Source organism: Pseudomonas sp. D1-1, from assembly GCF_051132225.1.
In the GTDB taxonomy this organism is placed as follows: Bacteria; Pseudomonadota; Gammaproteobacteria; order Pseudomonadales; family Pseudomonadaceae; genus Aquipseudomonas.
Genome location: NZ_CP071676.1, coordinates 3,557,622 through 3,572,053, shown reverse-complemented (window position 1 = coordinate 3,572,053; position 14,432 = coordinate 3,557,622). Strand labels below are relative to the sequence as shown.

At 62.4% G+C, this 14,432-nt stretch carries 12 protein-coding genes; 1 reads left to right on the top strand and 11 read right to left on the bottom strand.

Translation table 11 applies throughout. The annotated features are described in order from the left end of the window. Positions 1–148: 148 nt before the first annotated feature. A complete protein-coding gene (locus J3P86_RS15960; RefSeq protein ID WP_003180553.1) occupies positions 149–916 on the bottom strand; it encodes an SDR family oxidoreductase in 768 nt (255 codons plus the stop codon). 24 nt (positions 917–940) lie between these two features. Continuing rightward, positions 941–2,008 carry a phosphotransferase family protein gene (locus J3P86_RS15955; protein WP_434630250.1) on the bottom strand — a complete coding sequence of 356 codons (1,068 nt, stop codon included), beginning with the start codon at positions 2,006–2,008 and terminating at the stop codon, positions 941–943. A 197-nt stretch (positions 2,009–2,205) separates the two neighbouring features. On the opposite strand from J3P86_RS15955, the gene J3P86_RS15950 reads away from it, so the two are divergent. After that, positions 2,206–2,601 carry a DUF4280 domain-containing protein gene (locus tag J3P86_RS15950; RefSeq protein WP_434698394.1) on the top strand — a complete coding sequence of 132 codons (396 nt, stop codon included), beginning with the start codon at positions 2,206–2,208 and terminating at the stop codon, positions 2,599–2,601. A gap of 143 nt (positions 2,602–2,744) precedes the next feature. Here the strand turns inward: J3P86_RS15950 and J3P86_RS15945 are convergent, their stop codons facing one another. The 9 genes from J3P86_RS15945 to tssC all read right to left on the bottom strand — a co-directional run bounded on the left by J3P86_RS15945 (position 2,745) and on the right by tssC (position 14,411). Beyond that, positions 2,745–3,287: a toxin-antitoxin system YwqK family antitoxin gene (locus tag J3P86_RS15945; RefSeq protein ID WP_434630252.1), complete on the bottom strand. Its 543-nt coding sequence runs from the start codon at positions 3,285–3,287 to the stop codon at positions 2,745–2,747. A gap of 10 nt (positions 3,288–3,297) precedes the next feature. Next, the gene (gene tssI, locus J3P86_RS15940; RefSeq protein ID WP_434698393.1) at positions 3,298–5,307 is read right to left on the bottom strand and encodes a type VI secretion system tip protein TssI/VgrG; all 2,010 of its coding nucleotides are present in this window, start codon (positions 5,305–5,307) and stop codon (positions 3,298–3,300) included. Between the two features lie 43 nt (positions 5,308–5,350). Then, positions 5,351–6,397, bottom strand: a complete 1,047-nt coding sequence (locus J3P86_RS15935; protein ID WP_434630256.1) for a hypothetical protein — start codon at positions 6,395–6,397, stop codon at positions 5,351–5,353. 51 nt (positions 6,398–6,448) lie between these two features. Next, the gene (gene tssH, locus J3P86_RS15930) at positions 6,449–8,992 is read right to left on the bottom strand and encodes a type VI secretion system ATPase TssH (RefSeq protein ID WP_434630258.1); all 2,544 of its coding nucleotides are present in this window, start codon (positions 8,990–8,992) and stop codon (positions 6,449–6,451) included. Between the two features lies 1 nt (position 8,993). Beyond that, entirely contained in the window at positions 8,994–10,019 is a 1,026-nt protein-coding gene (tssG, locus tag J3P86_RS15925; protein WP_434630260.1) for a type VI secretion system baseplate subunit TssG, read from the bottom strand. Beyond that, on the bottom strand, positions 9,983–11,773 hold the full coding sequence (gene tssF, locus J3P86_RS15920) for a type VI secretion system baseplate subunit TssF (protein WP_434630262.1): 1,791 nt from the start codon (positions 11,771–11,773) through the stop codon (positions 9,983–9,985). The genes tssG and tssF overlap by 37 nt, the downstream gene beginning before the upstream one ends. After that, complete coding sequence (gene tssE, locus J3P86_RS15915) at positions 11,757–12,200, bottom strand: type VI secretion system baseplate subunit TssE (protein ID WP_434601125.1); 444 nt, start codon at positions 12,198–12,200, stop codon at positions 11,757–11,759. Before tssE ends, tssF begins: the two co-directional genes overlap by 17 nt. A gap of 12 nt (positions 12,201–12,212) precedes the next feature. Then, on the bottom strand, positions 12,213–12,710 hold the full coding sequence (locus J3P86_RS15910; protein ID WP_186704839.1) for an Hcp family type VI secretion system effector: 498 nt from the start codon (positions 12,708–12,710) through the stop codon (positions 12,213–12,215). A 219-nt stretch (positions 12,711–12,929) separates the two neighbouring features. Beyond that, positions 12,930–14,411 (bottom strand): type VI secretion system contractile sheath large subunit, encoded by a 1,482-nt coding sequence (tssC, locus tag J3P86_RS15905; RefSeq protein WP_434573555.1) that lies wholly within the window; start codon positions 14,409–14,411, stop codon positions 12,930–12,932. Positions 14,412–14,432 lie beyond the last annotated feature (21 nt).

Below are 14,432 nucleotides of genomic sequence, written 5' to 3'. Positions count from 1 at the left end.
GCAAATGGTGGAATAAATATTCATTACCCTGCCCTTGAGAATTCCCTGTGGGAGCGAGCCTGCTCGCGAAGACGATAGTTCAGTCAACATTGAGGCCGACTGACCTGACGCCTTCGCGAGCAGGCTCGCTCCCACAAGGGAAATATCCTCAGGACAAGAACCCACCATCCACATTCAACGCCACGCCCGTGGTGTAGCTCGACGCATCGCTGGCCAAGTACAACACCGCGCCGGCCATTTCGCTCGGGTCGGCCACGCGCTTGAGGGGGATCTGCGCCAGGGCGGTCTTCAGGATGGCGTCGTTCTTGACCAGCGCCGAGGCGAACTTGGTGTCGGTCAGGCCCGGCAGCAGGGCATTGCAACGGATGCCGAACTGCGCGCACTCCTTGGCAAAGACCTTGGTCATGTTGATCACCGCAGCCTTGGTCACCGAATAGATGCCCTGGAAAATGCCCGGCGAGATGCCATTGATCGACGCGACATTGATGATGCTGCCGCCGCCGTTCTCGCGCATCAGCTTGCCGGCTTCCACCGACATGAAGAAGTAGCCGCGGATGTTCACATCGACGGTTTTCTGGAACGCGCCCAGGTCGGTGTCCAGCACGTTGCAGAATTGCGGGTTGGTGGCGGCGTTGTTCACCAGGATGTCCAGGCGCCCGAATTGCTCGCGGATGCCGGCGAATACCTGGCTGATCTGCTCCATTTCGCCGATGTGGCAAGCGATCGCGGTGGCCTTGCCGCCAGCGGCGATGATCGCATCGGCGACATGCTGGCAGCCGTCGAGCTTGCGGCTCGAAACGATCACGTGGGCGCCTTGCTGGGCCAGCAGTTTGGCGATGGCTTCGCCGATGCCGCGGCTGGCGCCGGAAACGAAAGCGATCTTACCGTCGAGGTCGAACAACTGGGTCTTGGACATGCTGTTTCCTTGTTATAGGTGCGCTCAGAGCGTGGATTTGCTGATGACCTGCAGGCTCATCTGCTCCAGCAGTTTGTTCATCTGAACGAACTGCGCGAAGCGTTTGTCCTGGGTCTGGCCATGGAAGAAGCGGTAGTAGATCTGCTGGACAATGCCGGCCAGGCGGAACAGCCCGTAGGTGTAGTAGAAGTCGAAGTTGTCGATGCGGATCCCGGCGCGCTCGGCGTAGTGATCGACGAATTCGCGGCGAGTCAGCATGCCCGGCGCGTGGCTTGGCTGACGGCGCATCAATTGCACCGGTGCCGGATCGCCGGCCTCGATCCAGTAGGCGAGGCTGTTGCCCAAATCCATCAACGGGTCGCCAAGGGTGGTCAGCTCCCAGTCCAGCACCCCGATGATCTGCATCGGGTTGTCCGGGTCGAGGATCACGTTGTCGAAGCGGTAGTCGTTGTGGACGATGCTCGACGTTGGATGGTCGGCAGGCATCTTGTCGTTGAGCCATGCCTTGACCGTCTCCCACTTGGGCGCATCCGGGGTCAGGGCTTTTTCGTAGCGCTCGCTCCAGCCACGGATCTGCCGGGCCACGTAGCCTTCGGGCTTGCCCAGGTCGGCCAGGCCGCAGGCGGTGTAGTCAACACGGTGCAGTTCGACGAGCCGGTCGATGAAACTCTTGCACAGGGCTTCGGTGCGGGCTGCATCGAAACCCAGTTCCGGCGGCAATTCGGAGCGCAGGATGATGCCCTTGACCCGTTCCATCACGTAGAACTCGGCGCCCATCACCGATTCGTCAGTGCAGTGGACGTAGGCTTTGGGGCAGTACGGGAAACCTTCGCGCAACTGATTGAGGATGCGGAACTCACGGCCCATGTCGTGGGCCGACTTGGCCTTGTGGCCGAACGGCGGACGCCGCAGGACGAACTCCTGCTCGGGATATTCCAGCAGGTACGTCAGGTTCGACGCGCCACCGGGAAACTGGCTGATCACCGGCGTGCCGGTCAAGCCAGGAATGTGGGCCTTGAGGTACGGGTCGATCAGGTTGGCATCGAGTTCTTCACCGTCGCGCACGCGGGTGGACTGATCAGTCACTGCCATGCTTATCCCTTCTGCTTATTTTGGAGGCCATTGATCATTGGCTAATCTAATGGCGCGTGGGAGGCGTCACAAGCACGCCGGGGTCTTATAGGTTAGCGTGTTGCTGGATAATCAGCGGCCTTGATGCATGGCGTCCGTGCGCAGCGGGCGCTTGCGAGCTAAGGTTTGGAGACTGTCGCCTCCAAGGAGCAACCGCGATGGGATGTCCGCAAGTCTGTGGCACCGCGACCCTGCAATGCAGCTTCGGCGTGGCGCCGGCGGTGCTCAATGTGCTGCCGGCCAATCGCCTGCTGACCGGCGGGATGCCGGCGGCCAATATCATGGATCATATTCCCTTGGTGAACATCACCACGTTCGGCATGTGCCAGAGCCTGGCGAATCCGACAGTGGCCGCGGCCACTGCGGCGGCGTTGGGCGTGCTGACGCCCATGCCATGCATTCCGGCCACCGCGACCCCGTGGATCCCCGGCGGCGCACCGACCCTGTTGCTCGGCAACATGCCGGCTATCGACGCCAACAGCACGTTGATGTGTACCTGGGCCGGGGTGATCAAGATCGTCGTGCCGGGGCAGGTGCAGATGTTGATTCCTTGATGGCGCGAACCGACAGGCAGGAATGAATCCTGTGGGAGCGAGCCTGCTCGCGAAGGCGCCAGTCCAGTCCGGCTCGATGTTGACTGAACTGTTGTCTTCGCGAGCAGGCTCGCTCCCACAAGGGAAAGGGTAAGGCAGAAAATTCAGGCCTGCGCCGGATCATTCCAGCGCCTGAACCACCAGCGCACCCGGGAGATCGGCTTGCCCTCGGCGTCCAGTGGCCGGCCGTCTTCGGCGTAGGCCTGGGCCGGTTCCAGCAGTTGGCCGTTGAGGTAGCGGGCCTCGACTGCCGGGCTGCCGTTGGGGTGCAGGCGCCGATAATGGCCGTCACGCACGCCGTCGCGATAGAACTCGGCTTCGGCCAGTTTCCCGTCGGGAAAATAATTGTTCGCCTCACCGTGCAACAACCCGCGGCAGTAACTGGCCTGGCGTTGCAAGCCGCCTTCGGCCGCGTAGAAGCTTGCCATTCCCTGGAGTTTGCCTTTGACGAACGGCAACACGGCCGAGACCTTGCCATTGGGGTGATACAACGTGCTGGTGCCTTCCAGTTCACCCTGGCTGTAGTTGAGTTTCGCTTGTGGGCGCTGCGCTTCTTCAATCTGCAAGGGGCCGTCGAGCTTGCCATCGATCAGTCGCCCATTCAGTTGACTGTCACCACGCTCGACGTCCAGTTTTTTCGAGGCCATGGCCGCTTCCTCAGTTGACCTTCACCAGGCCGCCCTTGATGGTCAGCATGCCGCCGCCGTCCACGGTCTGTTCGGCGGCCGCCTTGTTCACCAGGCTGATGCCAGCATCGTTGGTCAGGGTGGTGCCGGCCTTGTTTTCCAGCGAAGTACCCGCCTGATTGCTCAAGGCGGTGCCGGCCTTCTGGCTGATGGACGTGCTGGCCTGGGCGGCCAGGTCCGCGCCGCTCTTGATGGCGAAGCTGCCGCCGCTTTGCAGGGTCAGGGTGCCGCTGACCTTGATGGTCAGGTTGCCGTCCACCGTCAGGCTGTAATTGCCGGTGACCTTGTGATCGTAATTGCCGCCGGTGCTGTGGGTCTGGTCCGAGCCCACGGTGACGGTGCGGGTGTCCTTCACGTCGAGACTGTCGCTGCCGGTCTGGATGGTCACGCTGCGCCTGCCTTTCTCAAGGGTGACGGTTTCGTCGCCGTCCTTCACCGTGCGCGTGCGGGCGTTCTGCACCGTGAGGGTTTCATCGTGGCCGACGGTGGCGGTGGTGTCGTTGAGCACGTTGATGTTGAAGTCCTTTTGCGCCTGGAGAAACATCTCCTCGGCGTCTTTCTTGTCTTCGAAGCGCAACTCGTTGAAACCGCCGCCGCCCTTGGACGAGTTGGTCTTGATCCCGGACTGGGTCTGGTTCGCTGGCAGCGCATAGGGCAGGGCATTGTCGCCGTTGTAGACGCAACCGGTGACCAACGGCCGATCCGGGTCGCCGTCGATGAAGGTGACGATGACTTCCTGGCCGATGCGCGGCACAAACTGCATGCCAAAGCCCTTGCCGCTCCAGGGCAGGACCACGCGCACCCAGCAGGAGGAGGTCTCGTCGTTCTTGCCGGTGCGGTCCCAGGGGAACTGCAATTTGATCCGGCCGTATTCATCGGTCCAGATTTCTTCGCCGGCCTTGCCCACCACCACGGCCGTCTGGGTGTGCATGCGCGGTTTTGGCGTGATGCGAGCCGGTCGGTAGGCGGTGGTCTTGGGGATCGCTTCGAAGCGGTTGCGGTAACTGTCGTGGCTGGCTTCATGGCTGACCGACGTCACTACCCAATCGATATTCAGCGTCGTGTCTTCATGGCCGGCGAGGGTGAACCAATAGCCCGGGATCAGCCAGCGGCAGTCGCTTTCGCCGACAAAGCGTTTCTCCTGGCTGCGCAGGCCGTCCACCCGCTGTTTGGTCAGCGCATCGCCCTGGGCCTTGGCGGTATAGCCGCCGGGATGTGCGTACATCAAACTCGGCCCGGCCACGGCTTCAGCCTGGCTGAAGAGTGAGGTGGTCGGCGTGGTGAACTCATAATCGGTGGCCTGGTAAACGCCGGCCACCGCTTGCAGGCATACCTGCCCTGAGCGGATGCCGTGCAGTTCGCGCTCGCCCAGTTTCTGCCCGAGATAATTCACCGTCGGCCCATTGGGTATGGGTGCGAAGGCGTCGTTGCTGTCGGCCAGTATCAGCGTGTGCTTGCCTTGTTCGTGGCTGAAGAACCAGAAGATCCCGTCTTCTTCCAGCAGGCGGGAAATGAATGCCAGGTCGGTTTCGCCGTATTGCACGCAGTACTCGCGCGGCGTGTAGCTGCCGCTGAGCTTGAGCTGGAAATCGGTGAAACCGTGGGCCTTGAAAATCGTGGTGACGATGTCCGAGGTGGCGAGGTTCTGGAACACCCGGTTGTTGCTGGCAAGGCTCAACCACCAAAGCCACGGTCTCAGTAAAAGTTGATAGCGCTCGGCGGTGGCGTCGGCTGGTAATTGGCGAATCTCGGCCACCAATCCATCCTGCGGGCGCAGCAGGGCGTCCTTATGCAGCGTTGTGGTTACATGGCTGGCGACGGCCGTGGTGAGGTCCAGCGAGGCGCCGTCGTTGATGCCGTTGAGGATGTGCGAGCCCAAGGCATTGAGGCGTTCTTCGCCGGACAGTGAGTCAGGGTACAGCGCCGACAGCGAGGTGGAGGTGAGGGAGAGGGTGGTGTTGATGTCGACGGTACGGGGCATGGAGCAGCCTCAAGGCATAGACTAGATTCTGGCTTGACGATATTTAACTACCAAACCAGAGCTTTCCCGGCTTCCCATGAAAAAAACTATTGATGGCCTGTGGCTTTTTTTCTTTTAATTTGTCTATTTCCGCTGCGGCATTACGAACTAGGCGCGCGTCATTTTTGTAGGCTGGCCCCCACCGATGAGCCGGTGCGCTAGCTTTGGCATCAGTCTGTATGGAACCGGTAAACCACTTCGTGATGACTGTCTCGTTTTCTCCGCTGGCGGCGTTGAACTGTTCCTTGGTCTGCAGCCATTCCCGATTTCTATAACGGTGAAATAAGTAATTGGAAACAAAATGCCCTGGAATCGGCTGTTCGGTCCTGGGATGTTTCCCGAACAAGTAATCACTGATGACTTGCGGCGCCCGGTAGCTTTGCGATTCGAGGGTTTCATCGTTAATGAACTTCTCGGTGGCATATCCATTCAAGTCAGTTGGAAAGCAATCAGCCAGCCATTGCCAGAGAAACAGGGACGGCTTACCCGGCTTATCGTTTTGCGAAGGTGCTCGATAATCGGCGGTGTAGCTATACAGGCGTGGGATCTCCGCCACTGTGCCCAATAGACCGTTGGCAATGGCCAGCCATTGCAGGCTGTGGGTATGTTCGCCATGTCGGCCATCCATACTGTCTTTCCAGAACAGACTGGCGCGTAGCAGTTGGCCAAGGAAGCGATCGCCCCCGATCAGGCGCACGGCGATGGGCAGCCCTCGCTCCGAGGTATCGTTACGTAAACCTTCGTGGTACTGAAATCCATACTGGGCGGCGACCAGCCCCATTGCCCGGGTAAACTTGTTCGGCGTCATCGGGGTTAGTCTTCGATAATGTTCCCAGATCTTTGCAGAGACCTCGGTCAGACTGGTTTGGAAATGAAGGTCATTGCAAAGGAAAGCCGCGATATTTGAGTAGGCAGTATAGAAAAGAGCATCATCCAGCGGCGCCGGAGCCGTTTTACGCTCGCCGTTTGCGAATTTGGTAAAGCGAAAGTTGTTGGCTCTTAAACTGACTTCGGCTTCTGCCGCGTTAGCAAATACTGTGTTGGCCATCATGCGTTCCCTCTATGCCCTTTGGGTTATGTGCAAACCGTTTTTTGTCGATCCTTACTCCAACACCCACTCCGCCAACTTCCCCGTCACCTGCGTCATCAACACATTCTCGACATCCCGTGCCCCCGCCGCGCTGCACTTGGCCAACACAGCCTTGACGATTCCCGCATCGAATTCGAATTGCTTGCCAGTCGCGGCCTTGTAGCGCCCGCGCAATTTCTCCAACTTCGCCAACACAATCCCTTCCAGCGTCGCTTCATCCAGCGGCCGGTACGCCACCACCGTCATGCGCGCCAGAAACGCCGGGCGGAACGCTTGCAGCAGGACGTTATGCAAGGCTTCGTTGAAGGCGTCGCTGCCCAATTGCGCGGTCGGTGTGTCCAGCAGCAGTTCGGCGCCAACGTTGCTGGTGGCCAGCATCACGGTGTTCTTGAAGTCCACCACCAGGCCGGTACCGTCTTCCATCAGGCCTTTGTCGAAGACGTTGTAGAAGGCTTCGAGCACGTCCGGGTGGGCCTTTTCAATTTCATCCAGCAACACCACGGAATAGGGTTTTCGGCGGACTGCTTCGGTGAGCACGCCGCCGCTGCCGTAGCCGACGTAGCCGGGCGGGGCGCCCTTGAGTTGGCTGACGGTGTGGGCTTCCTGGTATTCGGAGAGGTTGATGCTGATCAGGTTGCGTTCGCCGCCGTACAAGGCGTCGGCCAAGGCGTAGGCGGTTTCGGTCTTGCCCACGCCCGTGGGGCCCACCAGCAGGAACACGCCGACCGGTTTCTGCGGGTCGGTGAGACCGGCGCGGTAGGCTTGCAGGCGTTGGGCGATGGTATTCAGTGCGGTGCCCTGGCCCATGACTCGCTGCCCCATGCGTTGGCCGAGGGTGCGCACGGCGTGGGCTTCATCGGCGAGCATCTTGCCAACCGGGATGCCAGTCCAACCGGCAATCACCGCGGCGACGGTCTTGCTGTCGACCTGTTCGGGCACCAGCGGATCGTCCTGGCGAATGGCATCGAGGCCGGCTTCCAGGCGCAGCAGTTCGGCGGCGAGGTGGTCGATGCGGTTATCGATTTCGGTGTCGGCTTTTTCGCTGTCGGCACGTTCGCTCAAGGCGAGCAGTTCGCGGCGGGTGTCGAGCAGTTCGCGCACGGCTTCGCGCTCTTCGCCCCAGCGGGTTTCCAGCTCGCGGATGGCCTGCACGTTGCTGCTCGATTCGCTTTCCAGCAAGGTGATGCGCTCGCGATGATCCAGCCCGGTGGCTTGTTCCCGGCGTAGCCGTTCGACTTCATCCTTGAGGCTGTTCTCGCGATGGCGCAGGCTTTCCAGCGGCGGTGGTACGTCGTGCTGGCCGAGGGCGACCCGGGCGCAGGCGGTGTCGAGCACACTGATGGCTTTGTCCGGCAACTGTCGTCCGGAGATGTAGCGGTGGGACAGCTTCACCGCCTCGTGGATGGCCGCGTCCAACACTTGCACGCCGTGGTGCTGCTCCAGTTTGCTCGCCACGCCCCGGAGCATTTCCACGGCGGTGAGCTCGTCCGGCTCCTCGACCTGCACCAACTGGAACCGCCGAGCCAGGGCCGGGTCCTTCTCGAAGTATTTCTTGTATTCCAGCCAGGTGGTGGCGGCCAGGGTACGCAATTCGCCCCGGGCCAGGGCTGGCTTGAGCAGGTTGGCCGCGTCGCTGCCGCCTTCCGCACCACCGGCGCCGATCAACGTATGGGCTTCGTCGATGAACAGGATGATCGGTTTTTCCGCGCTGCGTACCGCGTCGATCACGCCCTTGAGGCGCTGTTCGAACTCGCCCTTGACGCCCGCGCCGGCCTGCAACAGGCCCAGGTCAAGCACGCGCAGGGTGACTTCCTGCAAGGACGGCGGCACATCCCCGGCGGCGATGCGCAGGGCGAGGCCTTCCACTACAGCAGTCTTGCCGACGCCCGGTGCGCCCACCAGGATCGGGTTGTTCTGCCGGCGTCGGAGCAGGATATCGATGCACTGGCGGATCTCGCCGTCACGGCCGACGATAGGGTCGATGCGGCCGTCCCGGGCATCGGCGGTCAGGTCCTGGGTGTACTGGTCCAGCACCGGGTCCTGTTTCGGTGGTGCTTCGCCGGGTTTGGCCGGGCGCACGCCGCCGACATGCTCGCGGGAGCTTTCGGTCCATTCCAACAGATGGGCGCGCAGGGCATCGCGGGGAATGCGCAGCAGGGACGAGGCGCTGTTGAGCAGCAGGCTGCGACGTTCGTCACGGTCCAACAACGCCAGCAACAATAGCCCGGAGCGAATGCTGTCCAGGCCCAACACGCTGGCCTGGACCACGGCGTCCTCCAGCAGGCCGATGGTTTGTGCCGACAGGGCGGGCGTGCGGGTGCTGCCGGATTTGAACAGGTCCAGGGCCTTATTGGTTTCGGCGGCCACCGCGTCACGCTCCAGGCCGAAACGCGGCAGCAGGCAGGCGAAGTCACCGCCTTCGATGTCGAGCAGTTCCAACAGCAGGTGTTCGATTTCGACGTAGTGGTGGCTGCGTTGCAGGCAGCGTTGCGCGGCCCGTTCCAGGGCTCGGCGATTGTCCGGATTGAGGCGTCCGATCAGGCTGGCCAGTTCCATTTCAGGCGATCTCCGGCTGGCGAAGGCGGGTTTCGATGCGTTGCACGGCCAGGCTCGGCTGGCGTTGCAGGCCACCGTTCCAATTCAGCCGTGGCGCAGTCTGGCGACTCAACTGCAACGGGCCGGCGCCACGAACCAGCAGGACCAATGTGCAATCCAGGTCTGGGCCGAAATACAGCGCACAAAGGCTGGCGAGCAGCGGATGGATTTCGCCAGTGGGCAGCAAGCCGCTGGCTTGGGGCGCGCTCAGCGGTCCCAGCGTCAGGCGCACGCCGGCATGTTCGTCCCAGACCCGAGTACCGGCGACTGCGTTGCGGCCCAGGCGCAGGTTGCGTCCGTCCGGCTGCAAGCAACTGCGGCTGGCCGGCGGGATTTCACGCCAGCCACCTTCATAGGCGTTCAGCTCGACGGGCAAGCCGAACTGTTCACGGACAATCGCCGCAAACCCGGCCAGGGAACGCCGACCATCGGCATACAGCGCGGCGCAGGCCAGGACCGCCGAGTCGGGGGCGGCCTGGCGTTCCTGCAAGGCCTTGGGCAGCAGGCCGGTCAACGCGCGCAGTTGTGCGTGTACAGCGGACGCGCCAGGGGGCGTGAAACCGAGGGCGACGCGATGCTTGCGCATCACCTTGTACAGCAGGCTGAGCAGGCGGTGCTGGAACAGGTCGAGGAATTCCGCCGGGGCATGATCCTTCGCCCGCGCCCGTTGTTGCAGCCATTCCTGGTAGGCGTAGGGCAGCGGGCCGTCCGGGCCGCCGAGGCCAAAGATCGGCGTGGTCAGGGTCGGCGGCAGGCCGGGTTCCTGGCCCAGGCTTTCGACCTCGCTGGCGGCGAACAGTGGCGTCAGCGGTCCACGTAGACGCACGGCCTCGGCCTGTGGCGCGGTGCCGCTGCCCAGGGGCTCGGCCTGGGGATGTTCGCGTTCCAGCAGCAACAGGGCCTGGAGCCATTCGAAGCGTTGTGGGTCGCGCCGCAGTCGCTCGCCCAGGTTCAGAGCGCGAGGGGTTTGCCGGCTTGGGGTTGCCATGTCTTCACCTCCTTGTCGGACTGGACCAGCACGGTGCGCACAAATCGATTGGCGGTGGCATACAGAGAAAAGAATTGCGCCAGCACGCCGGAGAACAGCACGGCGCTGCTGCCGACGAAGTGATGCGGATCCAGTTGCAGGCGCACCTCCAAGCCGTTGCGCCACCCGCGCCAGGCATCCTCGCCAACATGGGCGATGACCCGTTCACAGGTCAGTCCGGATACGCCTTCGATCTGGCGGCGCGCGCTGGCCTCGTCCCGCAGGTTGTGCAATTCGAGAATCTCGCGCAATGCGTCAAGCGCCTGGGGACCTTCCACCAGTGACAGATGATTGAGGGTCAGTTGCGACACCAGTCGCCAGCGCGACTCGCCATCCAGGCGCGGCAGGCTCTGCGGGCTGGGAGGATTGCGCAGGCGCGCCCAGGCCACCGGTCCGGGGCGCTCGAAACCCAATGGCGTGCCGGCCGGCAGGCTCTGGGCCAGGTGGCGGTTGGTGCACAGCAGTTCGGCGGTGAGGCTGTAATCCCGGGATTCGGCCAGTGGGTCGAAGCGGGTGTCCACCAGGCTGACCATCACGTCAGTGCCCAGTCGGTTCGGGCTCATGCCGCTGACCCGTCGCGCATGCCAATAACAGGGCTCGTCGCTGCCATGCTGGCTGCCGTAATAGGCCGGCACTTTGCGCACTCCTTGTTCGGTCATGGCGCGCATGCCCCGGATGCTGTGGATCTCGACGCTGTTTTCCCGGTGACTGTCGGCCACCAGCCGATACTCGCTGCGAGTGCCGTCCGGGCGCAGCGGCTCGGAGGTCCGGGGAAACAGATTGATCACCGGAGCGCAGCCCAGGGCGATGTCGCTGGCCTGGAGCGGCAAGCGGCTGGTTGGTGCCCGGTCGAACGCGATGTACAGGTATAAAGAAGCGTCGTCGCTGTGGGCGCCGGCCAGCGGCAGGTCGAAAAAGCCGAATTTGTCCGGAAAGGCGAAATACTCCGCCAACAGGCGCATGCCTGGGTGCACGCCGTCCTCGTCCGGCAGCAAGGCTTGGTCGCTGGCGAAACCGACGATGCGTGGCAAACCCGCCAACGGTTCCGGCACGCTGCCCGGCGCGCCAGCCAGGACCTTGATGGCGTGAGCGCCAAGCAAATCGTACAGCCCGGCGTTGATCATCGGTGACGCCGCCAGGTGTACCCGCAGCGAATCGATGCCCAGCGTCGACCATTGGCTTTTTCCCAGGCAACGCAACTCCAGGCGCAAGGCCGAGCGGGCCTGGACTACTCCGGTCAACGCCTGGGCCTCGTCACTGCCCAGCAGCAACGCTTCGCTCACTTGCAGTGGCCATAGATGCACGGCAGCAGTGGTGCGGAAATGAATGCTCTGGCCTTTGTCCGTGGTGACGAACAATGGCGTGTCGCGGGGCAGGGGATAGCCCTCGTTCAAGTTGCCTTTGCTCGGGTCGGGCTCGAACTGCACGATGGCGCACGATGGCAAGGGTCGCATGGCCAACGGGTAAAGTTGTTCGAGCAGGGCATCACTGAATTCGGCGTAGTCGTCATCCAGCCGGCGTTGCAAGCGCGCGGCCAGCAGCGCGAAGCCTTCCAATAGTCGTTCGACGTGGGGATCGGGACATTCACCGGGGGACAATTCCAGGCGCCGGGCAACCTTGGGGTAACGCTCGGCGAAAAGGCTCCCGGCATGGCGCAGCCAAGTCAATTCGCGTTGGTAGTAATCCAACAGTTGCGGGTCAATCGAGTCGCTCATGGCGCACCTCAAGGCCGTCGCCGGCGTGCTCGATTACAAACGCCACGGGCCATGGGTGCGGGTCGCCACGCAGTTCGCCCGACAGCCGTATGCACAGTTGCTGCGGATGGCCCGGCACCGGGCAGACTTCTACCTCGCCCAGGCGCAGGCGCGGTTCGAAGTGGGTGATGGCCTGGCGAATTTCCCGGGTCAGTTGACGACGGTCATCGCTGCGCTGCTGTTGCAGCGCGGTCCAGTCGGCGATGCCGTAGTCCAGGATGCTCGGTGGTTCGGTCAGCGCCCGTAGGCCGCGCCGGGTATTGAACAGGCGTGACAGTTCGGCATGTACCGAGTCCTGCAATGCCTGTCGATCGAACACCCGCCCGGCATCGTCTGCCGGGCTTGCCAAACGTTCGAACAGGGGCGGGCGCAGCCCGAAGCCAGCCATGGCGCGGCGTCCTTACTTGGTCATTTTGTTGGCGGCCAAATCCCAGGTCGTGCCGGCCGTGCCTTCCTTGGTGCCGTCATCTTTCTGGGCGGTGAGCTCCCATTTGATCTTGGTGAAGTTCAGCGACAGGGTTTCCACCGGTTTGCCACCGGTACCACCGCTGACACTGACGTTGGACAGCACGACGTTGGTCAGGGTGTAGACGATGAACGGCATGATCTGGCCGCTGCCTTCGGCGGCGTTGCGGCCGATGGTGACGACGGCTTGCGGGATCGGCTTACCGGCGCAGCAATATTCATTGAGCGACGGAGTTGAGCTGTCGATGAATTTGGTCAGGGTGAACTCGCCGATGTGCGGGCGGCCGGAGGTGCGCTCCGAGTTGCTGACGTCGTTGGTGACCTGCATCGCCACGTTGTGGCTGTAGGACATGACCTCGATCTTGTCCGTGAAACCCTCCAGCAGGCTGTCGCCCTTGATGTCGCCGCCGAGGTCGAGAATGATTGCGTCCATTGTTTGGAACTCCTGAATTCGAGTGGGATGTTCAACGCAAAGCCTGTGGCGAGGGGATTTATCCCCGCTGGGGCGCGAAGCGGCCCTAAACCTGACAACCCGGTGTGTCAGGCAGATTGAGTTGACCGCTTAGGGGGCTGCTGCGCAGCCCAACGGGGCGGTGCGACGTTTCGCTAAATCCCCTCGCCACAACAAGCTATTCGCCACAGATTTCAACCGTCAGGCAGCTACCGGCGGCGGCAGCGTCGCCACCAGGCGGATCGAGGCGGTCAGTTCCTCCAGTTGGAAGTGCGGCCGCAGGAACACCGTCGCTTTATAGGCCCCGGGCTTGCCAGCCACCTCGGTCACGTCCACCCGGGCCTCGCGCAACGGGTACTGCGCCTTGATCTCCTGCGGCGCGTTGTCGTTGATCAGCACGTAGTCGGCGATCCAGTTGTTGAGGTAGGTCTGCACGTTGTCGCGGGTCATGAAGCTGCCGACCTTGTCGCGCATGATCACCTTCAGGTAATGGGCGAAACGCGAGGCCGCCAGCACATACGGCAACATCGCCGAGATCCGTGCGTTGGCGTTGGCCTCGTTGGTGTTGTAGACCTTGGCCTTGTTGGTGCTCTGGCCACCGAAGAACACCGCCACGTCACTGTTTTTCTTGTGGCACAGGGCGATGAAGCCGAGGTCATTGAGTTCTTTCTCGCGACGGTCGGTGATCGCCACCTCGGTCGGGCATTTGAGCGACAGGTCCCCGGAGCTGGTGCGGAAGGTATGGGCCGGCAGGCCTTCGACCGCACCACCGCCCTCGGCCCCGCGAATCGCCGCGCACCAACCGTATTTGGCAAAGGCCTCGGTGATGCGTTGCGACAGTGCCCAGGCGGCGTTACCCCACAGGTATTTGCTGTGGTCGGTGCCGTTGACGTCCTCGACGTAATTGATGCCTTCCACCGGCAGGGTGTCCGGGCCGTACGGCAGGCGCAGCAGGAACTGCGGCAACACCAGGGACACATAACGCGAATCTTCGCTTTCGCGGAAGGCGCGCCACTTGATCAGCTCCTGGCTTTCGAAAATTTTCGACAGGTCCCGGGGGATCGCCAGTTCGGTGAAGCTGGTCATGTCGAACAGCCGCGGGCTGGCGGCGGCAATGAACGGCGCGTGCGCGGCGGCGGCGACGTTCGAGAGTTTTTCCAGCAGGCCGATGTCCTGCGGATGCCGGCCAAAGGTGTAGTCGCCCACCAGGAGGCTGAACGGGTGCCCGCCGAAGGTGCCGTACTCTTCCTCGTAGATCTTCTTGAACAACGCGCTCTGGTCGAATTCGACGGCTTTCTCCAGGTCGTTCTGCAGTTCTTTCTGGGTGACGTTGAGCAGGCGCAACTTGAGCCGGGTACTGGTTTCGGTGTTTTGCACCAGCAGGTGCAGGCCGCGCCAGGAGGCCTCGAGTTTTTGCAGGTCGGGATGGTGCAGGACTTCGTTGAGCTGGGCGCTGATCAGCTCGTCGATCTGGCTGATGCGGTCGTTGATCATGGCCACGGTGTCCTTGTCGATGGCCATGCCTTCGTCGAGGACCTGGGTGGCGAACTCCGCCAGCATGTCGCGGGCGTAGTCTTGCTGGCTGTCGTCGTGGGCCATGCGGCCTTCGGCGATGATCTTGTCCAGCAAGGACAGGGTCTGGGTCGTGCTCTCGCTGGTTTGAGCGCTGGATGAAGCAGGCATGGCTTTATCTCCCTTGAATGA

Bases quoted from the DNA above. Each gene is read 5' to 3' on its own strand.
- J3P86_RS15935 (WP_434630256.1), bottom strand. From the start codon at position 6,397: ATGATGGCCAACACAGTATTTGCTAACGCGGCAGAAGCCGAAGTCAGT.
- J3P86_RS15945 (WP_434630252.1), bottom strand. From the start codon at position 3,287: ATGGCCTCGAAAAAACTGGACGTCGAGCGTGGTGACAGTCAACTGAAT.
- tssF (WP_434630262.1), bottom strand. From the start codon at position 11,773: ATGAGCGACTCGATTGACCCGCAACTGTTGGATTACTACCAACGCGAA.
- J3P86_RS15955 (WP_434630250.1), bottom strand. From the start codon at position 2,008: ATGGCAGTGACTGATCAGTCCACCCGCGTGCGCGACGGTGAAGAACTC.
- tssH (WP_434630258.1), bottom strand. From the start codon at position 8,992: ATGGAACTGGCCAGCCTGATCGGACGCCTCAATCCGGACAATCGCCGA.
- tssG (WP_434630260.1), bottom strand. From the start codon at position 10,019: ATGGCAACCCCAAGCCGGCAAACCCCTCGCGCTCTGAACCTGGGCGAG.
- tssE (WP_434601125.1), bottom strand. From the start codon at position 12,200: ATGGCTGGCTTCGGGCTGCGCCCGCCCCTGTTCGAACGTTTGGCAAGC.
- J3P86_RS15950 (WP_434698394.1), top strand. From the start codon at position 2,206: ATGGGATGTCCGCAAGTCTGTGGCACCGCGACCCTGCAATGCAGCTTC.
- tssI (WP_434698393.1), bottom strand. From the start codon at position 5,307: ATGCCCCGTACCGTCGACATCAACACCACCCTCTCCCTCACCTCCACC.
- J3P86_RS15960 (WP_003180553.1), bottom strand. From the start codon at position 916: ATGTCCAAGACCCAGTTGTTCGACCTCGACGGTAAGATCGCTTTCGTT.
- tssC (WP_434573555.1), bottom strand. From the start codon at position 14,411: ATGCCTGCTTCATCCAGCGCTCAAACCAGCGAGAGCACGACCCAGACC.
- J3P86_RS15910 (WP_186704839.1), bottom strand. From the start codon at position 12,710: ATGGACGCAATCATTCTCGACCTCGGCGGCGACATCAAGGGCGACAGC.